The 22,312-nt window shown below is 42.4% G+C and carries 16 protein-coding genes and 1 pseudogene; 8 read left to right on the forward strand and 9 right to left on the reverse strand.

Annotation, left to right across the window (positions count from 1 at the left end; all coding sequences use genetic code 11):
* The first annotated feature begins 130 nt into the window (after positions 1-130).
* The 5 genes and pseudogenes from glyQ (at position 131) to HWQ44_RS30205 (ending at position 6,330) form a co-directional block, all read left to right on the forward strand.
* Complete coding sequence (glyQ, locus tag HWQ44_RS30185) at positions 131-1,054, forward strand: glycine--tRNA ligase subunit alpha (RefSeq protein WP_292725662.1); 924 nt, start codon at positions 131-133, stop codon at positions 1,052-1,054.
* Positions 1,055-1,292: 238 nt separating this feature from the next.
* Positions 1,293-3,647: a ComEC/Rec2 family competence protein gene (locus HWQ44_RS30190; RefSeq protein WP_292725664.1), complete on the forward strand. Its 2,355-nt coding sequence runs from the start codon at positions 1,293-1,295 to the stop codon at positions 3,645-3,647.
* Between the two features lie 42 nt (positions 3,648-3,689).
* A pseudogene (locus HWQ44_RS30195) lies at positions 3,690-4,131 on the forward strand (NADAR family protein).
* Positions 4,132-4,516: 385 nt separating this feature from the next.
* On the forward strand, positions 4,517-5,614 hold the full coding sequence (locus HWQ44_RS30200; protein WP_292725666.1) for a tetratricopeptide repeat protein: 1,098 nt from the start codon (positions 4,517-4,519) through the stop codon (positions 5,612-5,614).
* A gap of 203 nt (positions 5,615-5,817) precedes the next feature.
* A complete protein-coding gene (locus tag HWQ44_RS30205; protein ID WP_292725668.1) occupies positions 5,818-6,330 on the forward strand; it encodes a GrpB family protein in 513 nt (170 codons plus the stop codon).
* Between the two features lie 30 nt (positions 6,331-6,360).
* Here HWQ44_RS30205 and HWQ44_RS30210 read toward each other — a convergent pair whose 3' ends face one another.
* Positions 6,361-7,029 carry a phosphoribosyltransferase gene (locus HWQ44_RS30210; RefSeq protein WP_292725670.1) on the reverse strand — a complete coding sequence of 223 codons (669 nt, stop codon included), beginning with the start codon at positions 7,027-7,029 and terminating at the stop codon, positions 6,361-6,363.
* A 192-nt stretch (positions 7,030-7,221) separates the two neighbouring features.
* On the opposite strand from HWQ44_RS30210, the gene HWQ44_RS30215 reads away from it, so the two are divergent.
* Positions 7,222-7,902, forward strand: a complete 681-nt coding sequence (locus HWQ44_RS30215) for a uracil-DNA glycosylase (protein WP_292725672.1) — start codon at positions 7,222-7,224, stop codon at positions 7,900-7,902.
* Between the two features lie 343 nt (positions 7,903-8,245).
* Here the strand turns inward: HWQ44_RS30215 and HWQ44_RS30220 are convergent, their stop codons facing one another.
* The 3 genes from HWQ44_RS30220 to hetZ form a co-directional block, all read right to left on the reverse strand.
* The gene (locus HWQ44_RS30220; protein ID WP_292725674.1) at positions 8,246-10,549 is read right to left on the reverse strand and encodes a DUF3488 and DUF4129 domain-containing transglutaminase family protein; all 2,304 of its coding nucleotides are present in this window, start codon (positions 10,547-10,549) and stop codon (positions 8,246-8,248) included.
* Between the two features lie 319 nt (positions 10,550-10,868).
* Positions 10,869-11,846 (reverse strand): PatU, encoded by a 978-nt coding sequence (locus HWQ44_RS30225; RefSeq protein WP_292725676.1) that lies wholly within the window; start codon positions 11,844-11,846, stop codon positions 10,869-10,871.
* On the reverse strand, positions 11,839-13,044 hold the full coding sequence (hetZ, locus tag HWQ44_RS30230; RefSeq protein WP_292725678.1) for a heterocyst differentiation protein HetZ: 1,206 nt from the start codon (positions 13,042-13,044) through the stop codon (positions 11,839-11,841). The genes HWQ44_RS30225 and hetZ overlap by 8 nt, the downstream gene beginning before the upstream one ends.
* Positions 13,045-13,249: 205 nt before the next feature.
* On the opposite strand from hetZ, the gene HWQ44_RS30235 reads away from it, so the two are divergent.
* Positions 13,250-13,723 (forward strand): hypothetical protein, encoded by a 474-nt coding sequence (locus tag HWQ44_RS30235; RefSeq protein WP_292725680.1) that lies wholly within the window; start codon positions 13,250-13,252, stop codon positions 13,721-13,723.
* 564 nt (positions 13,724-14,287) lie between these two features.
* Here the strand turns inward: HWQ44_RS30235 and sds are convergent.
* Positions 14,288-15,262, reverse strand: coding sequence for a solanesyl diphosphate synthase (gene sds, locus HWQ44_RS30240; protein WP_292725682.1), 975 nt, complete (start codon positions 15,260-15,262; stop codon positions 14,288-14,290).
* A 955-nt stretch (positions 15,263-16,217) separates the two neighbouring features.
* Between sds and HWQ44_RS30245 the strand changes: the two genes are divergently transcribed.
* The gene (locus HWQ44_RS30245; RefSeq protein ID WP_292725713.1) at positions 16,218-16,370 is read left to right on the forward strand and encodes a hypothetical protein; all 153 of its coding nucleotides are present in this window, start codon (positions 16,218-16,220) and stop codon (positions 16,368-16,370) included.
* An 80-nt stretch (positions 16,371-16,450) separates the two neighbouring features.
* On the opposite strand, the gene murI is transcribed toward HWQ44_RS30245, so the two are convergent.
* The 4 genes from murI to HWQ44_RS30265 all read right to left on the reverse strand — a co-directional run bounded on the left by murI (position 16,451) and on the right by HWQ44_RS30265 (position 21,669).
* A complete protein-coding gene (gene murI, locus HWQ44_RS30250; protein ID WP_292725684.1) occupies positions 16,451-17,317 on the reverse strand; it encodes a glutamate racemase in 867 nt (288 codons plus the stop codon).
* Positions 17,318-17,446: 129 nt separating this feature from the next.
* Positions 17,447-19,351 carry an N-acetylmuramoyl-L-alanine amidase gene (locus HWQ44_RS30255; protein ID WP_292725686.1) on the reverse strand — a complete coding sequence of 635 codons (1,905 nt, stop codon included), beginning with the start codon at positions 19,349-19,351 and terminating at the stop codon, positions 17,447-17,449.
* On the reverse strand, positions 19,348-19,503 hold the full coding sequence (locus HWQ44_RS30260) for a hypothetical protein (RefSeq protein WP_292725688.1): 156 nt from the start codon (positions 19,501-19,503) through the stop codon (positions 19,348-19,350). Before HWQ44_RS30260 ends, HWQ44_RS30255 begins: the two co-directional genes overlap by 4 nt.
* Positions 19,504-19,788: 285 nt before the next feature.
* Positions 19,789-21,669, reverse strand: a complete 1,881-nt coding sequence (locus tag HWQ44_RS30265) for an N-acetylmuramoyl-L-alanine amidase (protein WP_292725690.1) — start codon at positions 21,667-21,669, stop codon at positions 19,789-19,791.
* Positions 21,670-22,312: the final 643 nt, after the last annotated feature.

The raw sequence follows: 22,312 nt of genomic DNA on the forward strand, positions 1-22,312 counted from the left end.
CTATCTCTTTGTGTCAACTACTTTTTCCAAATTAATTTGGAATGGCTTTGGAGTCGCCTGAAACTGACCACAGTGCTGGGTTGTAGGCAACAATGGTTTATGCACTGTGTTGACTAAGGATGGGTGAAGCGTGAATTTTCAGTCGGTAATAGCTTTATTGCATCAGTTCTGGGGCGATCGCGGTTGTCTTATTGCCCAGCCCTACGATATTGAGAAGGGGGCTGGTACTAAGAATCCCCAGACATTTTTAAGAGCATTGGGGCCGGAACCGTGGTCTGTAGTATATGTTGAACCATGCCGTCGTCCTACAGATGGACGGTACGGCGAAAACCCCAATCGCTTCCAACACTATTATCAGTACCAAGTTCTGATCAAACCGTCGCCAGATAATATCCAGGAGATTTATCTTGATTCGTTAAGGGCTTTAGGCATTCGTCCTGAAGACCACGATATTCGGTTTGTAGAGGATAACTGGGAAGATGCGACGGTGGGAGCTTGGGGAACTGGATGGGAAGTATGGTTAGATGGGATGGAAGTTACTCAATTTACTTACTTCCAACAGTGTGGAGGAATTGATTGCCGTCCGGTATCGATTGAGATTACATACGGGTTAGAGCGGTTGACAATGTATCTCCAGCAGGTAGAAGCATTTACAAAGATCCAGTGGACAGACAATATTACTTATGGAGATGTTTTCCTGCAAAGTGAGATTGAGCAGTGTACATATAACTTTGAAGCTTCAAATCCTGAGTTGCTACTGACACTATTTAACTTATACGAGCAGGAAGCTACCCAATTGACGGAGCGAGGATTGGTCTTGCCTAGCTTAGATTATGTAATGAAGTGTTCGCACACGTTTAATCTGCTGGATGCTAGAGGTGTGATTTCGGTGACGGAGAGAACTCGTTATATTGCCAGGATTCGGCATTTGGCTAGGAAGGTGGCTCATTTATATGTTGAGCAAAGGGAGAAGTTGGGTTTTCCGTTGCTCGAAATCATGCCTGGGCGACTAGAAGTCGCGGCTACACAGACAAAACCTGCGGAGGCAGGTTAAACCCCTGATTTTTGCATTCTTTAAGCTAGGTATATCTTTGATGATGTGGCTGTTGCTAAAGGTCAGAAATCCCGTTAAATCTTGAGTCTAGAATATTAAAGCTACAAGGATAAGGCCCGCCTGTGCGGGCTTTGTTTGTATAAACTTGATGGACTATACTTCACCACATTGCTACCCTATCTATATTTAATTAAGTGAGCTGTAAATTCCGGTTTCCAGGTGCTTTTACAAAAATCTTATGATTCAAACCAGTGGTGTAATTATTTGTCTTGGCTATATTTTTGGGTTGCTGTTTACAGCAGTTCCTTGGGGTGGTGTGTGGATTTTGGTTGTGGGGATACTGGGAGCAATTATTTTTAGAAGACGCTCAACGCTACGGCAATTTGCTCAAAAACCAGAAAATGCTGGAAGCAAAAATAAGACAGTGCCTAACACTTGGCAAACTAATCCCCATCCTCGAATATGGCTAGCTGCTGGCTTGGTAGGATTATTGGCAACTCTATATTTTCAATGGCGAGTACCGCAACCAGGTGCAAAAGATATTAGTCAATTCGTCCCGCCTGGAAGTAGCAATAATCAAGAACAACTTGTGATTGTTCGCGGTAAAGTGGCGAGTAATCCCCGCTTGACTCGCAGTCAACGGGGACAATTTTGGCTGGAAACGACTCAGTTAGATGAGGTCAAAAATGATAAAGGTTCAGCAGGTGTTCCAAAAGGGGTTACAGGCAAATTGTATGTGACAGTGCCTATACTTCAGGCTACTGGATTATACCCTAGTCAAGAAATTGCTGTAACTGGGATTTTGTACAAACCAAAGGCGGCTTCCAATCCTGGTGGTTTTGATTTTCAGAAGTTTCTCAAGCAAGAAGGAACGTTTGCTGGTCTAATTGGGCGACAAATAAATGTTTTGGATCAGGAACGGAAATGGGGGTGGTGGCAAATTCGGGAGCGAATTGTGCGATCGCAAGTTCGTTGGTTGGGTATTCCTGAAGGGCCTCTTGTCAGCGCAATGGTTTTAGGTAGCAAAGCTGTTGATTTACCCTACGATATCCGCGACTTATTTGTACAAGCCGGATTAGCTCATGCTTTAGCAGCTTCTGGGTTCCAAACTTCTTTGATTTTGAGTGTAATTTTACAGTTAACGAGGCGGACAAAAAAAGGAACGCAATTTACCCTTGGTTTTTTAGCTTTAATCATTTTTCTGAGTTTAACAGGTTTTCAACCTGCGGTTCTCAGAGCCGTAATTATGGGTTTTGCAGCATTAGTTGGTTTGCTATTAAAAAGGAAGGTAAAACAGTTGGGTTCGCTGATATTAGCGGCAACCCTGTTATTAGTGTTTAATCCTCTATGGATTTGGGATTTAGGTTTTCAACTGAGTTTTTTAGCGACATTAGGATTAGTCGTAACAGTACCCGCATTAGTCAACCGCCTAGCATGGTTACCACCTGTGATCGCTTCTTTGATTGCCGTTCCCCTAGCTGCTACTATTTGGACTTTACCTGTGCAACTTTTTGTCTTTGGAGTTGTACCATCTTATAGTTTATTGCTGAATGTGGTTAGTACTCCATTAATTTCAATTATTAGTATAGGTGGAATCATCAGTGCTTTAGTAGGTTTAATTTGGACTGAGGCAGGAAGCTTTTTAGCTGGAGTGTTACATTACCCTACTGATTGGCTAATTAAACTAGTGGAATTTTTTAGCAAGCTACCAGGAAATTCTGTGGCTGTAGGCAGCATATCCACTTGGCAGCTTCTGGCGATTTATGTACTGATTATATTGGTTTGGCTAGTGCCTTGGTGGCAGCGGTGGTGGTGGTTTGCTAATGTAATTGCGATTGGTTTGGTATTCATTCCACTTTGGCATTCTACAAATACATTGTTTAGGATAACGGTATTAGAATCTGGTACGGAACCAATTGTAGTTGTTCAAGATCGAGGGACTGTAACTGTAATTAATAGTGGTGATGAAGGTACAGGACGCTTCACAATCCTACCGTTTTTGCAACAGCAGGGTGTAAATCAAATCAATTGGGCGATCGCAACTGATTTTCAAGGTAATGAAAGTAATGCTTGGTTTGAATTAATGCAACGTTTACTAATCAATAGTTTTTATGAATATTCCCCCAAAACAGATAATTCTATTACGACTCAGGCAATTCAACAGGAACTACAAAAACATCAAGGAATTTATCAATCTTTGGCAGTTGGTCAATCTGTAAAAGCTGGTTCGATAGTAGCGCAATTAATCAACGACCAATTACCTATCTTACAGTTACAAATTTTAGATCAAAATTGGTTGTTAGTAGGTAATGTTAAATCGAAAGAGGTACAACAACTAGTTAAAAATGGAAGTTTGCCTCGCCCACAAGTGCTTTGGTGTGCCCCGGAATCATTGAAAGATTTAGTTATTGCTCTGCAACCACAAGTAGCGATCGCTTCTTCTGCCAATTTTGATCCAAAAACTTTATCCGAACTGAATCAAAGCAAAACCAAACTATTCTTCACAGGACGAGATGGGGCTATTCAATGGACGCCTAATGGTGAATTTGAGGCGTTTATTGAAGCAGCAGAAAACAAGTCATCTGTTTTATAAACAACTCACAAACTCAATAAATTAAAACTAGTGTCAATTTCTATGACAATCTACTTTTATAGCATTCGTGAAGAATATGGCTGTTTCTCTAACTTTTCGCCCCACGGCTTTGAATTAGATGGATTGTATTGGTCAACTAGCGAACACTACTTTCAAGCGCAAAAGTTTGTGGGTACATCTCATGTAGAACAAATTCGCCTAGTTAAAACACCTAAAGATGCTGCAAAAATGGGGCGTGAAAGAACCCGTCCCCTACGTCAAGATTGGGAACAAGTTAAAGACGATATTATGCGGCAAGCTGTGCTGTGTAAATTTAAAACTCATACAGATATCAGGGATATCTTAACTTTCCACAGAAAATGCAGAAATTGTTGAAAACTCGCCCATCGATTTTTATTGGGGTTGCGGAGCCGATGGTAGTGGTAAAAACATGCTAGGAAAAATTTTAATGGAGGTGCGAGAGATCCTGCACCATACAACGTAGATGTTGATAATAGAACTGTTAAATAAGATTGTTGCTATGAAAGCTTGCCCCAGTATCGACTCCTAGAGTCGAAATTGAAGGAGAGAAGCAATTAAAGTCGTGAAACTTAGATTACTAGGCTCAAAGTTCTAGTGGTATATTGCCATGAAAAAATATTTTTACTAGCGATCGCTTCATTGATAAACTTTCACCATCGCTAAACTTATACCATTTTAGATTTTAGATTTTGAATTGGGAATTGCCTTTTGTGCCTATGTTCTGTGAATCCATCTGTCGCATTTTTTTTTCAAATTGGTATTAGGCTGTGAGAAACCAGTCTGATGAAAGATACATCCTGTTTTTTGGGAACACTAGATTTATTACCAGACTTAACAGGAAGGGGTTGATGCCTAAAGGCGAATGGAATAAGTCGAAAAATACAGTTCTCCTGCAATTACCCATAACATACCTAAAACCAGTGAAGCGTAATACAATTACCCATGAATTTGACTCTGGTTCACAAGCAGAAATACTACCTCCACAGGAAAGTGATGACCATTCATCGGAAGCATCCAAGCTACTACGGCAAGGAATTCAACAGCAGCAAGCTGGTGAATTAATAGCAGCGATGAAATCTTTACAACAATCCTTGGGGCTGTTTCAGGCTGTTGGAGATTTGCAAAAACAGGCACAGGTACTTTCTTTTTTAGGATTGGTAACTTACAGCGCTGGAGACTATAAAGGTGCTATCTCTTACTCCCAAGAGTGTTTGTCTTTGCTCAAGAACATCTCAGATTTAGCAGTGCAGATGCAAGCACTTTCCCATTTAGGCAATGCATACCGTCACCTAAATGACCATAAAAAGGCAATTGAGTTTCTGGAAAAGTGTTTGAAAATAACGCAGCAACTGCAAGACAAACGCAGTCAAGTAGCAGCACTGAATAATTTGGGATTGGTGTATAAAGCTTGGGGCAACTTTATGCAGGCAATTGAGTATCAGCAGCAAAGCCTAGAAATTGTGCGGGAACTTAAAGATAATTGGGGCGAGGAACAGGTACTCAAGAATTTAGGTAATGCTTGGTATGCTTTGGACAATTACCCAAAAGCGATCGCCTATTATGAGCAATGTGTAGTTATAGCACGCTCCTTAAAACATGTTCGCAGTGCTTCTCAGGTGCTAAAGAATCTGGGCCATGCTTGTTATACATTAGGTGATTATGCCAAAGCCATTCAGTATAATGAAGAGCGGTTGCAATTGGCCAAAGAAATTCAAGACCAGCGTAGCGAGGAACAGTCTTTAGGTAGTTTAGTAATTGCTTGTGAAGCTTTGGGTGACTATAACAAAGCAATTGTATATTATAAAGAACGTTTGCTCTTAGCTAGGAATATCAAAGATCGTCGCAGTGAAGAACAAACTCTTGCTCGTCTGAAAGCTGCTTATGAAGCCTTGGGTGATTATGCCAAAGCTATGGAATACCAACCGAAAACATCTCCAAATAGTTAAACTTGATATGATGGACAGGTCAAGTATTTGAGCTAGATTGGCTAATCTCAACTTTTGACTACTACGCATTAATTCTCCAAACCTATGCTATGTTTGCTTCTTAGTTTTTCTCTCTTTTATGAAGAAAGATGTGATTAATGCACAGCGTAAATTGGCTAAGGTATTGAATGTTGTTACATAATGTTATGAGGGAATTAAATCTCTTGCCTGAGCAAATCATCATCTTTGACTACGATACCCACTGGGCAATTCTCTTTGGGAAACTACGGGTTACTGTAGCCGAGGTTCTTGGTGACTTGGCATTGGCCATTGAACACGTAGGCAGCACCTCTGTACCTGGACTCCCAGCAAAGCCAATTATCGATATGGACGTGGTAGTAGAGACATCTGCCCAAATCCCAAAGGTGAGTGAGCGACTCGCTACTCTAGGGTATGTGTATGAAGGTGATAAAGGCATTAAAGGGCGGGAAGCCTTTGTTTGTCCACCAAACAAAGCACGGCATCATCTTTACGTATGCCCACGCGATAGTGAGGCACTCAAATTCCACCTATTATTCCGAGACTATCTTCTTAAACATTCCAATGAAGCGCAAAGATATGGGTGTCTAAAACGAGAACTCGCTCTTAAGTTCACAAATGACATCGAAGCGTATACTAATGGTAAAACTGCATACATTCAAATGATCATTGAACGAGCATTAAAAGATGGTTACTAGCAACGCTAGCAATAACATCTCTTGGAGTTATTAGTGTTGCTGGAGATATACAAGAACTTCTAATGTATCTACTTGGGGAAATTGGGCGTAAAAATTACTCACACTCCAGAAGGGTTCCGGTGTTTCCAAAACTATTGTGCGATCGCCCCACTGTTCCAACCAGGGTAGCAATTTTTGTGGCGCTACTGGAGTACATAGCCAAACTGCTGCTGGAGAAAGCGCTTTGATGGCAGTTGCCGCTACCGCTATTGTCATACCTGTAGCAATGCCATCATCAACTAAGATAAGTGTGGCATCCTCTGCATTGAACTGCGGACAAGCAGGAATTAATTGAGCCTCAAGAGATTTAGCAAGGTTTATCGCTTTATTTAAAGCTACTTCCCGCCACCGCGCATCATGTTTAGGGCGAAATAGCTTTTGATCAGCCCAAAGAACATTCCCCGAAGTAGTGACTGCACCAATTGCTAACTCTGGGTTTTCTGGATGGCTAATCTTTTTCGCTACGACGATTGTCAACGGACAATTTAAAAGACGTGCTATTGGTGCTGCTACTGGTATACCCCCTCTGGGCAAAGCATAAACAATTGGTACAGGCTTTACCCCAGAATCAATAGCTTGCTGAGTCAAAACATCATGAATTACTCGCGCCAATACCTCACCCGCATGGGTGCGATCGGCAAAAAGTGGGGTATGTGACATAGTTTTCCCCAGCATCTTAGGACGGCACTGCTTTTATCATGACTGAATTTTGTCTCAAATTAACTGATACAATAAGATTTGTATAAATAATTAAGTATTCAGCAAAAGTCTATTTATTCTGATAAATCTCCAACCAGAGCGGTATTTAACTCAGATATAACAGCTGGCGCTGATGCCAAAATCCTGATTTTCATGAGCAGCGAAACCCAACTTAGCCTCTTCGACGACTCAAGCTTTAACCAACGAGAACTAATTCCCACAGATGCAAAAATTGCGATCGCTCCGGGAACTTATTCCAGCATCACGGAGTTGACAGAGCATTGCGATCGCTGCCACCGTTGTCCATTGGGAGACACTCGTACCCATGCCGTTGTCGGACGTGGTAATCTCAAAGCACCAATTATGGTTATAGGGGAAGCGCCCGGTCAAAATGAGGACGAAACTGGTTTACCATTTGTAGGCAGATCAGGGCAGTTGTTGGAGAAAATTTTGGCATCCGTGAATCTAACTACTGAGCATGATGTATATATTTGCAATATCAACAAATGTCGCCCACCAGATAATAGAGTTCCCACTCCTGTGGAAGTTGCGGCTTGTCTACCCTATTTATTAGAACAAATTCGCCTAGTTGACCCCAAAATAATTCTGCTAACAGGTGCAACTGCTGTCAAAGGAATCACTGGTGATAAGCGGGGGATTACGAAAATTCGCGGTCAGTGGTTGGAGTGGGAAGGACGTTTATGTATGCCAATTTTTCATCCTTCCTACTTGCTGCGTAACCCTTCTAAGGAACAAGGTGCGCCGAAATGGTTGATGTGGCAGGATATTCGAGCAGTGCGTGCCAAGTTAAACGAAATCCAAAATAACAGCTAATTCGGTAAACCTGCTCAAAATCTCTACAATTTTTGTCAAGCCTGATGCAGTGCATTTAGCGTTGTTTACTGAGTTGACAATTTCAGTGCCGACGTTATTCGTGGGCTTTAATATTTTGACAAGTAGCTTCAGCTTTTATCTGGGCAATTCCGAAAGACTGACACAACTGTGGCGAAATGCCATACTTACTTCTCAGTACCTATCCAACAACTTTGTTTGAGGAAACGGTAAAGTTACTGCTATACACCTTGATTCTGGCTGGATTTTTGACTTATTCGTCGATTGAAATATTGCGATCGCTATCTTTGATTCATGCCGTGGTACAAGTGAACAAAATTTTGAATCACTTAGCAGCTTTTTTCAAACCTTGCCATCTTTCTCGCAGTTGCTGCAAGTTAGGCGTATGACCACCATAACGCCAGCCAACATAGGCTTGACAAATTTCATCTATTACCTCAGCAGTTGGTGGGGCATGATGCTGATATGAAACTCTGGCATACTCTAAAGGTGTTTGTGCTGGATGTTTGCCTAAACCTTTTTGGGTTGTCCATTGCAGCATTTGTTGATAAAGGCTCTCCATTGCTGGCAATTTCTTTAACCATCGACGGTTGCGCCACTCTCGCCACTGACCCCAACCCAGCCAACCCAAGAAAGCTGCTATAGTTGCCAAGATTAAGCCAGTCAATACACCAAACCAACCTTGAGAAAATAAAGCTAAAAACCAAGCGATCGCTCTAATTATCCACCTAAATATTGTCTCAAATACATTATTCAATAAACCTGTCACTGGAGAAGGCAACCAGCCAGCAACCCAGTTCCACAACTGGCGTAACACACTAAAAGTCTGAGTATCTTCAATAGATGGGGGAATCAGAGGATGATTGGGAATGGGGTCAAAGGCAAACCAACCATATCTAGGAAAATACACTTCCGTCATCGCATAAGCGTCAGTATTACGGACAACATATAACCCTGTAAATGGATTAAATTCTCCCGCACTAAACCCTGCTACTAACCGGGCTGGGATGCCAATGGAACGCAACATCACCGTGAGAACTGTTGAAAAGTGGTCTGGATAGCCCCCCTTTTGCTTAAACAAAAAAGTTTCTACCAAGTCTTCTTTTTCACTCAAATAAGGCAGTTCTAAGGGATTTTGGGGAACAGAGTAGCGTTGCTTTAAATATTGAGCTAAGTAGAGAGCCTTTTCATAAGGTGAATCGAGTCTTTTCACAGACTTTGTGACTCCTTCCTGATTGTAGTTAGCGAGAATTTCTTCGGTACGTTGCCGGACTTTTTCGGCAATTTCGGGAGGAATTTGCAGATAATACTTTTTAATATGTTGCGGATATTTAGTAGAAGCTTCACCTAACAAAGTGCGATCGCGGTATGGTACTTCGGAAACTACTGTGTAGGTGAGTCCTTCTGATAATTCCACGGGCGATCGCAATCCGTCTTCTTTATCAACAGCGATCATCGGTGTCGGAAAATAAACTTCCTTGGGATAAGTCATCGCTGGAATCAGGTTAGGTAAATCCGACACCACTGTATAAGTTTGTACTACCTCTTGAGTTTTACCAGTGAGTACAGATGGGGAAAGGAAAATTTGGTAAGACCAAGGTGATCGCTTGATAGTTGTGACATCTTCATTCCGAGAAACTTCCCATCCCTTACCTGTATAACGGTCAAATCCTAGTACTCGCCAGAAACCCTCAGCTTGCGATCGCACCCGCATCACTACCTTGGGTTTCATCTCGCCCCGCAGGTTTTGGTTAATTTGGCTATTGAAACCGTAATAAAAGTTATTATCTAATTTACCTGGTTCACCAGTTTGATTTTGTCCTGTACCACCGCTACCACTGCCTTGATTATCACCTTTACCTTGGCGGACGTAACCGGGATTAATAATACTACGTCCTGTGAAATTACCTTTGACTTGAATAGCAGAACTTACAGGAAAATTTCGTAATTGATAGCCGGGAAATCTGGGTAAAACAGCAAAAATTGCCAGTCCTAGACCGACAATTAGCAAAAAATTCAGAATTAAAAATTTAAGATTAAGGGTTGAGGAATTTTTCTGATTGAATTTTTCATTTTTTATTTTTAATGGCTGCAAACCTAAGCGTGAGCGGTAATCTAATACTAAAGTTGGTAAAGCGATCGCTAAAAATAACAGCAGCACAGGTGCAAATGCTAAAGTTTGACTTAGCGTTGCTGCCACACCCAATAAAATCAGTCCTATAACAATTGAATAGCCCAAATTTTTCCGGCGGGGTGTATCAAAGCTGTGTAAAACCTGGAGTTGAATTAATAACTCTGCCAAACCCAACCGCGTATCATTCAACTCTCCCACTAATCGCCCAAAGAAAGCCCCCAGTGCTACTAACATTCCGATGGCGATGCAGAATTTAACAGCAACATTGCGATCGCGGCGACGATAATAACTCCAAATTGCACCCACTACACTTAGGGGTAACGCCCAAAAACTAAATGAAGTTTCAGCGGCAATATCCGTCGCCACAATTCCCAAAATAACCAACGCTAGCACCAGCACCCGCAATAAAATTGAATCTTCCACTTCTATCAAAGGCGACCCCTGCGGATTTTGCCGCCAGAAATTACCTACAGGGATACGCCAAAACCGATTCATCCTGGATAAGTTAAACATTTGAGTCTAATGGAAGCAATGATGTAGATGCAAAAAACACAATGCAGGGGACAGAATTAGCTACCCTACTGCTGTGTCAAAAAATGATAGATCGGCGAAGCAAGAAGATACGGTGAAAGAGACGTGGAGACACGGAGAAATGATCAAATTTCTCCGTGTCCTTGTGTCTTTGTAATAACTGCTTCTCGTAGATACCCTAATGACCGCTTGTTGAAAAATAGGATGAGCTTCAAAACTAGGAAAATCCTCTTAATATATGTCGGCGTTGATCGACGTAGTGTGCTAGCGGTGGTAATTTAAACTAAATTGTGGGATTAATGACGAACAACAATGGCTGTTGGTCTATTTCTGGAAACTCAACTTCTAGGGTATAAGTTGGGTTAAGTTGCTCGCAGCTTAACTCTACACTTAAGTATTCTGAAGTCGAAGATGTTGCCATTGCTAAGGTGCCACTTCCCCGCAGCGTTAAAGTTCCTTTAACGGGTAACTCAGCCTGAACAAGTAACTTCGTAAGTTTACCTAGAGACTGGTACTCTACTTTGATGTTCAAAGCACCAACACTGGTTAGCCATTGTCTTTCAACCACTGGACTGGTTGCTGAAAGTGGTAGAGTCAAATTTTCCAGCAGTTGTTTAGCTGCTAGCAACGACAAAGCTATCTGTTGACGCGGTTGTAAATCTAAGTAATCGCTCTGAATAGTGGGCATTGTCTCCAGAGTATTTACAGATCGATAGGTGCTTCTTAGCACTAATCCAGCTATATCGTTTAGTGCTTGAGACTCGTTGGGAAAAAAGTTCTCCACCACTTGAACTAATTTTGCCCCCAACGGCACTGAAGATGTCACCAAAGCCTGACACTGTTCTAACAATTGCTGGAAAACTCTTTCCGGTAAGCGAGTCGGCAAGTTCAACTTCGACTGTTGTACCATCCACCCCCAGGTAGGTACGAGTGTCATTGACGGCTCATCAACAAAATCAGGATAATCGATTAATTGTGTTTCCCAGGGAAACAACGGTGGGTGGTCTTGGGCTTGGATTTGTAACCGACTCTTAAGGACAGCTTGAAAACGATCTTGCACAGTAGGAATTTCTCCCAGTTGAAAGGTCTGGGGCGTTCCTCCCAATTTTGGCTCACTGCTTTTTGAAACAGTGGCTTCCTTGAGGAGGTTTTTTACCCCGTCATTTTCCTCACATTCTACAGATTGCTCGTTATTTTTGACATTATCTGTCAATAACCAATCGAGACACTGGTGTTGTAAGGATTCTGAGTCACTATTCATGAGTAGATGCACCTGATCCGGACACTAATGAGTTACGAATTTCCCAAGCTTGCTCAAGAATCTTAAACCATCGTTTTTGCAGTTGTGCCATTGACAGCCCTAAAGTTTTTGCTATTTTTTCATCAGCTTGTCCTTGTTGCTTCAACTCTAATAAAGACCGTTGCTTATTGTCCAGCTGTGCTGTGTATACTTGCCATTGCTGAGGAGTTAAGCCCAAATTGGTGTGCAGAGAAGCTTCCAGCCACTCGTGAACTAATTCCCAACGATGCAACAGGGCAAACCGAATCAAATGATACTTAAAGCGCTGCTGCAAATAATCTCTCTGACGAGGGGTTAAACCTAAAATCGACTCAATCTCCTGTGCTGATAAATCTTGGAGGCGGAGAGAAAAGTAATCAGCGCAGTCAGATTGTTGTCGTTGTTCGAGATAATTCATTAATTCTGTAACAACAACGGAGCGCAAGGTGTCTTCTTCGGGTTCTGGTTCGGCTTGCGTTGCCATTGTAGAGCGCAATTGGTGAACTGCTGGTTCTTCCCAAGAACCGTCACCTTCATTATTGCTACCTTCTGCGGCTTGTTCTATATCTACACTTGTTTCTGGGGGCTGCTGTTGGGAAAAAGTTTGTGCCCGCAGGATAATTAGCTGCTGCTGACGGCCTGGTAAGGGAATGCGTCGCTTGCCGTAGCGCTCAGTAAATGCCATATACTCGGACAATTCCAAGAGCGTTTGAGGGCGATAAGTAGCACCGAGTTGATTTTCTCGCCGGAAAGCGTTTAACGCCTCTAGATAAAAACTTTGGAGGAAATCTTCAATTATCGTCAGTCGCCCTTGATAGCTCAATTGCCTCTGAGGAGGATTAATATATCGATAAATAATTGCACTCAGAGTACTGTGTAATTCGACCCTGCCCCGATTTGAACCCAACTGATAGTACCTGAGACACTGTTGCAGCCGATGCCGAGCCAGGGTCATAGCCGAGCTTTCTACAGATCCAGAAGCTTGAATACGTTTACTCTCATGACAAATCCGGTAGACTTCGGTGGTAATACGTCTTGCTACATCGTGGCAATTCTGTTCCGAAGCTTTGGTTGACTGCTGAAACTCCTTGGACAGGAGTTGAAAGATCACCTCCACGCCTGTAGAATTTTCTCCCAGAATAGTTGCAGATGGAATAGTTGCGGTTGCGGCTGAATTCATAGTCTCGGTTTTCAAAAGACCCTAACTTACTTAAATACAACCTGTACGACTGTGGGTAGTGGCTTTTTTGGTTTTACGTATAAGCTAAACGCAGACCAATCCTACTATTGAGGATGTGGCTGATTTTATTATTCCCAATTCTGATGGGATTGTTCACACTTGATAGATGTTATTGCCGTTACCCAGGAGCCGTATACAAGTCATTATGGATTTAGAAGCACAAATTCAATTGCTGATTGACAATGCACCCGACGATGGGGTAACACCACATCTTGTTGCAGCAATTGCTCCTGTCCTTAGAGCGATCGCTCAAAAATTACGTTACTCCCAGTACTATGTTCTCCAAAATTCGGAGTCGAGCTGGGTTGTAACTACGTTGAGCAATCGTGCTAATCCAGGATTGGAAAAGCGCGTTCTTTACGCTTTCCCTACCATACAGGATGTCTCTCTAATTTCCCCTGCTGGGCTTGACCCTCAAATGCTAGCTAAAATTACTCCTGTCACCCATATTTTGTTCCAAATGGTGGCATTAGAACCCGTAGATAGTATCGTTTTTTTGGAGACGCCGGGTAAGACCACTCATACCGTTGAAGTTCGGCGAACTGAACTAGAAAAACTCATGCAGCAACACTTACGACAACTGCGATCGTCAAAACAGATACCCCCTGATATTGCATAGAAAAAATTTGGATGCGGAGTTTTTTAGATACAACCCCACATCCAAAATTTTAAATCTCAAATTCTTTGAAAAAAGTTTTCTAAATCAGTGAAAAAAGAAATTTTTTCTTTCTCTTAGACTATGCGACTGATTCAACTTTCGGTGAAACCTAAAATTTGTTAAAAAACAGTTATCAGTGAACATTTTTCAGTTTTAATTTCCCAGTGTATCAGAGTTTTACACTTAAGAATTTTCAAATGAATAAAATATCCCAATATATCATTTCAGGTTTTCGGAGTATTACAAAAGCCGTAAGACATCTTATACCTACAAATAAATCCCCACTTTCAAAGGGGTTAGCAAAAAATAAATTACTACTACTTATGGGGCGAACCGAGAGTCATTAGTGTCAACTTAAACTAAAAACCTCTTCAAATCTCGTTCCCAGTCTCCGACTGGGAACGAGACAATCTAAAAGCTAGTTCTAGGCTTGTTTTCACGTTAAGTTGACACCAATGACAAAATATCCGCCCCACAAGAAAAGTTGGAAGTTTTTTATTTGCAAATTCCTAACTGAGAACTAATTTAATAGAGGCGACTCAGTGTGTACTCAGCTATGTTAATCAATGCCTGGTGGGATTCTGAAGGTGGGAGAACTGCAAGATGTTCAATTGCCAACTTAGCATGGTGAGTAGCTAACTCTCGCGCCTGCTGTATACCTTGACTATCTTGAATCAGTGCGAGTGCTTGCTCTAAATCTCCTTCTTGAGCAAATTCTCGTTTAATCAGCACTTCCAAAGATTGCTTTTGGGCTAAAGCAAACAAAACAGGTGCGGTCAAATTACCACTTTTGAGATCCGACCCTACTGGTTTACCCAAGGTATCTGTTGTACTGGTGAAATCTAGAATATCATCAACAATTTGAAATGCTATACCAAAATGACGACCATAGCTATACAGATGCTCAACAGTTTCTCGTGAGACTTCACTGAGTAACCCAGCAGCTTTAGAACTGTTGGCGATTAATGAAGCTGTTTTGTAATAACTCTTCTCAATGTAAGTTTCAATAGAGATATCAGCATCAAAACGATTCAGCCCCTGCTGAATCTCCCCAGTAGCCAGATCCATAATGACTTCTGAGAGCAGTTTCACCACCTCCAAATTGTCCAAGTTTGCTAAATACCAGGACGATTGGGCAAAGAGAAAATCTCCTGCTAAGATGGCAATGCGGTTACTCTTAAAGAAATTATGAACAGTGGGAATGCCTCGCCGCACATCTGATTCATCTACCACATCGTCATGTACCAAGCTTGCTGTGTGAATCATTTCTGTAATTTCAGCAAGGCGGCGATGACGCGGTGTAATGTCTTGTTCTAACATTGTTGCCCGCGAAATTAGCAGGACAATTGCTGGTCTGATACGCTTTCCCCCAGCTCCGAATAAATATTCGGCTGCTGCAAATAGAATGGGGTGGCGATTTCCAACTAGCTGTTTTAGGTTATCTGCTAGTAGTCGCAGGTCTGCTTCCACAGGGGTAAACAGGGGGGTGGCTGGGGTCATGGATGGGCGGACTCTGACTTAGGTTACGAAAGTTTACATATCCTATACTCATTTTAAGATAACCCTGTGCCAGCGCAAAGTTTTCACAAAGTAATCCCATTTTTATGACTTCATGAGTGATAAGTAAGGTTACCACTGCATTTGTCAATAAGCAATTATGCTTAATTGCTGTCAATTCATTTTTAAGTTATTTTAAAGCATGAATTTAGTACGTGGGAATAAATACCAGCTTAAATTGTGTTAAATAGTTTCCCAATGCACGTTTCCCGCCACAAAGAAAAACACAACTTAAGCAATATTACTTATTGACAAAATGGATGCAATCTCAATACATCGCCGAGGAGTAAGATTAAAATTCTCTAAGATTGAAGCATAGCGATTCAAAAAATTTGAAATTTAGCAGCCAATTAAGCTCAAAATTTAGGGTCGTTGTGTTACGCTAAAATATAGGAATTTTAAATCTTTGAGATATTCACATCCCAAAAGTAAGTCAGCTACTAGTTGATTTTACCTAGGTGTTGTTGTAAATCTAAAATAATTAGTCGTATTTGAGATTAAGGGAATAATTCCTTTGATTTATCCTACGATAAGCAAAACTCCTGGTTTGGAGCTATGCAATATCCCTGTGGGAAGCCGCTACACGTCTTTAGCGCACGTTGAGCGCAAGCATTGCTTTTATCACGGTAGTTTGAGCAAAAATAACGCAGATCAAGTAGACCGCTGAGAATCGTAGTTTTAGATTGCTAAACGGCAAACTAACTGCTGTGGGATCTATGGTCTGCAAGAAGTCGCATTAGATAATAAATTCTTTGTCCGTAGAGAATTTTATCTCTATAGGTAATTTTACCATAGGAAACTACAGCTATCAAGAATGCGCTTGCTTGGCTGAGGTTCTACTAATTTTATATTCGTTTAGAAGGGTGCTAGTAGAACAATGATTTACGGAAGTATGTCTATGATGATTTTTATTTTAGCGTCTGGATATTTGTTTACAGTCTACCTGTTATTAGCACTGGCGAAGCGAACGGGTACAAAAACTATTCCTACAAATTTTCCTTCATCTGCGAAAGGAAAACACAAGCAGGAAGTATCAGTTAATAGTCAGTAGTCATTTGTCATTTGTCCTTCGTCGTTCGTCCTTGGTCATTTGTTTTGATTAAATGACTAAGGACGAAGGACTAATTAGTTTTATTGGAGTTGAGAAATAGCGATATCGGTGAAGGAAACCTCTTCAACTATTGGGGTATAGCCTAGCCACTGCACTCCTGACTGAGAAAACTGTTGTGGACAACCGCTGACGGCGAAGCGAGTTGGCAATGGTAGATAAGTATTTCTTAAGCCTAGTAAGTCTAGCTCTTGGGCACAAGCTGTCACAACATGAACAGCTGGATCAACTAACTGGACTTGAGAGGGGAGGAGTGATCGCAATACTGGTGTAAGGTGGGGATAATGGGTACAGCCGTGAACTAAGGTGTCAATTTCCTGCTCTAATAAAGGCTCTAGGTAGGCTCGTGCTACTTCAGCAGTGTAAGGGTCGTGAATGCGGTTTTGCTCGATCAGTGGCACAAACTCTGGACATCCAACTTGCCAGACTTGGACATCAGGAGCAATTTCGAGTATGGCGTGCTTATAAGCATTACTCTTAGCTGTAGCTGGAGTAGCAATCACACCAATCCGCTTTCCTTGCTGCACCGCAGCTTTTGCACCAGGTAGAATTACTCCCAAAATGGGTATGCTGAATTCTTGACGCACGGTTTCTAAGGCTAGGGCAGAACTGGTGTTGCAAGCCATAATCACCATTTTTACCCGTTGCTCTTGTAGCCAGGTAATAATTTCACGTGTAAATTGTAAAATTTCTGCTTGTGAACGAATTCCGTAAGGAAGTCGAGCTGTATCCCCAAAGTAAACAATTGATTCATTGGGGAGTTGTCGATATAGTTGTCGCAGTACCGTTAGTCCACCCACACCACTATCAAAAATGCCAATTGGGGCACGTTGAGGTTCTCGATCAGAAAAATCGTCAAGATTCCCTTTAAAGATGGAAGATGAATACACAGGCAGATATAGATTTAGGTTTTTGGATTTTAAATACAGAATTTAGCAGACAATCTCCAAATTGACCACTAAATTCTGTACGTAAAAGAAGTTTAAATACCACCTCTTTAATTAGTAATTTGTACTATATTACCTCTGCTGTAAGTATTTGAGGATGCCACGAGCGATCGCTTCTGCCATCCGATTTTGATACTCTGGTGTTCCTAATCTGGGATTATCCTCGTAACCAGTCATATAGCCTGTTTCCACTAAAATCGAGGGCATGGAGCTTTTCCTGAGGACATAAAATCTGGCTTTGCGGGTTCCCCTATTTTTGATAGTACCGATGTCCTGGAGGATAGTATTGCGAACTACTTCAGCTAGAGCGTAACCACTGTCGTAATAATATACTTCTAATCCATTGACATCAGGGCGATTATCAACGGAATTAGCGTGAATACTAACAAATAAAGTCGCATTAACTCGCTCAGCGATATCAACCCGTCCTTGAAGTTCTACGAAAAAGTCAGCATCCCGCGTTAGCAACGCTTGTACACCATTTTGCTCTAAAATTGCTCCTACCCTTTTACCGATAGGCAGAATTACATCCTTTTCTAAAAGTCCGCCTAGACCGGGGGCACCTGAGTCTTTTCCACCATGTCCTGGGTCAATAACTACTAGCAATTTCCCTCTAGGAACTGAGGGGCGTGGTCGTGGCTGGGAGATTGGACGAGGATTATCTATGGGGTTTGGTAATTGACCTTGATCTGGCGATGGCAAGGGAGGTAAAGCAATAGGCGGAGTAATGCTGCTACCAGAGCGTCGTAATTCTAAAGCTAAAAGCTGGTTGCCAACCTGGTTAAGCTCCCCAATTTGCACTCCGGCTGCTGGTTGAACCAAGACGGTGACAGTATTGGATTCTTGTGGTTGTAGGCGTACCCGCAGGATAGGGCTATTAGAATTAAAAGTAGGGCCTGTAACTTTGGGAGCTAACTTAGCATTGTTGATAGTGATGCGGAACAGACCAGAAGTTCTATCCCAGCCTCCTGTAGCAGATAAAGTTTGGTCAGCTCTAATCAGCAGTTGTGTGCCATTATTAGCCAGTTGCACAGACTGAATGGTAGCAGGTGTGTTACTAGGTTGTTGTATGGGGCGTGGACTGTTACCTCCAGGCACTTGGGCAATGCCACGACTAGGTAGAACTACAAAACCACCAACACTGCTAGTGGTTGCTCGCCAATTTGGACTATTTTCGTCCACCTGTAAAGTCAGGCGCACAACAGATGGGCTTGTTTGTAGTTGGGTGAACTGGATACGGCTAACACCATAGCGATTAATCGCCAAATCTCGCTGCTCTAGATTTGGCGATAAAGTTGCCCCAGCAATGTCGATATTGATTGCCTTTTGATCGTTGCTACGATTTACCTGAATCTGAGGATTGCCACCACTTGTAGCAATGAAAAAACCATCACCTGTGACTTGTAATTTCTCAATTTGAGTAACCCTGGCAACAAACGTTCTGTTATTAGGTGGATTAACAGGGTCAGTTGTTACCACATTGTAAATATTTCTTGGAGGGAATGTTGGTGTAGATGTTCTAGGTGAAGTTGCTGTGGCTATAGCTTGTTCTGGTTGCCCCACAGTATTTTTTGAGGGGGCATTTTCGGCTTCTGGCGTAGGTAATTGCACTGTCCAGCGATCGCCAGTTGTACCAACAAATTGCACTCCTTTGGGGTCTAAAGTATAACCAGGAGTGATTTCAACCACTATGCGTGTTGTCTGTTCATCAAACTGCCCAACACGAATCGAACGAATTGCACCGCCCACTTGTTGGGTTAGCTGCGGACGCCCAAATGTGGTTCCTGGCAAATCAATTACCAAACGAGTGGGGTTAAAAATTAATTGTGCTTGGGGTTGAACATTCCCTAAAGTATTAATTTCCAGCCTGTTTTGATTGGCATCAAAACGCCAAGATTCGAGTTTCGCGGCCATTGCCGGCGACGATAGCATGAAGATGGTTCCAATAGTACTGGATAGTAACCAGCGTAATTTCACAGTCTTTTCTCCTGATTCACATTCATGGGAGCCGTCAACATCTCAACATATTGGCAAATCCTCACACCGTCACCGCGCACACTAAAGTTTTGCGCTGTTATTAAGACACAGCTAATGGCGTAAAATATAGCACGCTCCTCTGATTTTGCCATGCCATTAGCCCATATATTTTTGACTGCCAATTTTAGATTTTAAATTGCCGATTCAAGAAAAGCCGATTTTAGATTAATACCGGACTAACGTCCTGCTACGCTAACACCCTTTGTGGGTGACACCAATCCAAAATCCAAAATCTGTTGACATGCATTGCATCAGATGACAATAACAAAGAAGCTACTCCTGTCCTGCCGCAAGAATACTTAAATTGGTTTTACTACTAAATTGGATAAAAATGATAAAGATTAGATGTATTTACTCAATAATTTCGACTAAATTACTTATCTTCTCTTTAGATACTGAAGAACACCACGAGCGATCGCTTCCGCCATTTGATTTTGGTAAGCTGAGGTTCTGAGCCTAGCCATATCCTCTCGACCAGTCATATAACCCGTTTCCACGAGAATAGAGGGCATAGAACTTTTTCTGAGGACATAAAATCTGGCTCGTCGTACTCCTCTGTCTTTGAGAGTACCAATACTTTGGAGAATGCTACTGCGGACAATGCGAGCTAGATCCAGACCGCTATCGTAATAATAGACTTCCAAGCCATTGACATCTGGACGACTCGCACCTGCTGAATTAGCGTGGATGCTAACAAACACATCAGCATTAGCTCGCTCTGCTAATTGCACCCGTCCTGGAAGGGTAACAAAATAGTCAGAATCCCGTGTCATAATAACTTGTACGCCATTTCGCTGCAAAATCTCTGCAAGTTTCCTACCAATAGGCAAGATAACATCCTTTTCGCGTGCACCCCCAATGCCCAGTGCTCCTGAGTCCTTACCGCCATGTCCGGGGTCGATAATGACTACCACTCGCCCATTGGTAACTCGGCGCTGTGGTTGTGTTAGAGGCTGGGGATTGGGATTATTTGGGTCTGGGAATGGGCCTCGGTTTGGCGGTGGTAGCCCAGGTAAAGCAAAGGGGGGTCTTCCAGGGAGGGCGACAACTCGCCGAGAGCCTTGTATTTGTAAAGCCAAAAGCTGATCGCCGATTTGTCTGGGTTGCCCAATTTGTACTCCGCCTGCTGGTTGAACTAAGACAACGACAGTGTTGGGTGCTTGGGGTTGCAGACGTACCCGAAGAATGGGGCTATTGGCAGCAAAAGTAGGGCCTGTAACTCTGGGAGCTAACTTGGCATTGGTAATTGTGACGCGGAACAGACCTGAGGATCTATCCCAGGTTCCCGTGGCAGATAAAGTTTGGTCGGCTCTAATTAGTAGTTGTGTGCCATTATCAGCCAGTTGCACAGACTCAATTGTTGCTGGCGAGTTGTTGGCAGATGGTCTGTTGGGAAAGGAAACAGATTCTGACTGATTGTCCGAATTATTACTTCCAGGTAATCTGACAACACGACTAGGTAGAACTACCAAACCACCGTCGTTACTATTAGTTGCTCGCCAGTCTGGGCTATTTTTATCTACCCGCAAACTCAGGCGGACGCTAGGAGGTTGAGTTTGTAGTTGGGTGAATTCGACACGGCTAATACCATGTTTGTTAACGGGTATATTATTCTGCTGCGCTAGACGTGGTGATAAAGATGCGCCAGAGATATCCACGAAGATGGTAGCGCGATCGCGGCTGCGAATTACCTGAATCGGAGGATTACCACCACTGGTGCGAACAAACAACCCATCGCCTGTTACTTGTAAGTTCTCAATTTGAGTCGCCCCTCGTGTAGTAGTGGCAACCCTTGAGATCCGAGGTTGAGGTTCTGAGTCTGGGGTAACTACACTGTAAGCACTTCTCGGAGATGAAGCTACTTTTTCGACTTCTGGCTTAGGTAGTTGCACTGTCCAGCGATCGCCAGTTGTACCAACAAATTGTACTCGTTTGGGGTCTAAAGTATAACCAGGAGTCAGTTCGACAACTATGCGTGTTGTTTCTGTATCAAACTGCCCAACACGGATTGAGCGAATTCCACTGCCCACCTGTTGGGTTAGCTGCGCACGCCCAAATGTAGTTCCTGGCAAATCAATTACCAGCCGAGTCGGATTGAAAATTAGTTGTGCTTGGGGTTGAACTGCTCCCACAGTATTAATTTCCAGCCTGTTTTGATTGGCATCAAAGCGCCAAGATTCAAGTTTCGCAGCCATTACTGGCGACGATAGCATGAAGATAGTTCCAATAGTGCTGGGTAGTAACCAGTGTAATTTCACAGTCCTTTCTCCTAATTCACGTTCATGGGAGCCGTCCATATCTCAACTCATTGGTAAATCATCACATCGTCACCACCTAAACTTGACCTTTGATACTTTTTTTGATTTTTAAGCTGGTATTCCAGGGTTTTTCAAGTAATTAAACTACACTACTTCCTACTCCCTATTCCCGTCTCAATCGTGGTCTAAATACCTAAAAACTTTTGTAAGACACACTTAAATAAGTTATCAGGTTTCATATTGGGTCTAAATTTCCATGCGAAACCTTCCACCTGTAAAAGTGGGGAATTTTGACTTCCAATAAAGCTAGAAAACTGATAATTGATAGCTGTTCACTAATAAATGTTTGTTCTTTGTTGCCATCGATGCACTGAGTAAATAATTCCCATTACTGTCAGATGATCTAGCAAGATTTATGGGTGTTACTCCCCAATTATCTGGAAAATATTCAGATAAAGGCTTACAAGCCCAGGGAGACTGAAAATAAGTAACATTTTGAATGCTAGTAGAAATTAGAAACAAACGATTATTCTACAATCACACGGGACGGAGATTTGGGGAGAGAAGTTTCCATTGCACAATTGGGAGATGGGGGAGCAGAGGGAGATAAGGGAAACAAGTTTCTTCCTTGTCTCTTTCCAAC

This window comes from Nostoc sp. JL34 (assembly GCF_017114945.1).
Lineage (GTDB): Bacteria > Cyanobacteriota > Cyanobacteriia > Cyanobacteriales > Nostocaceae > Nostoc.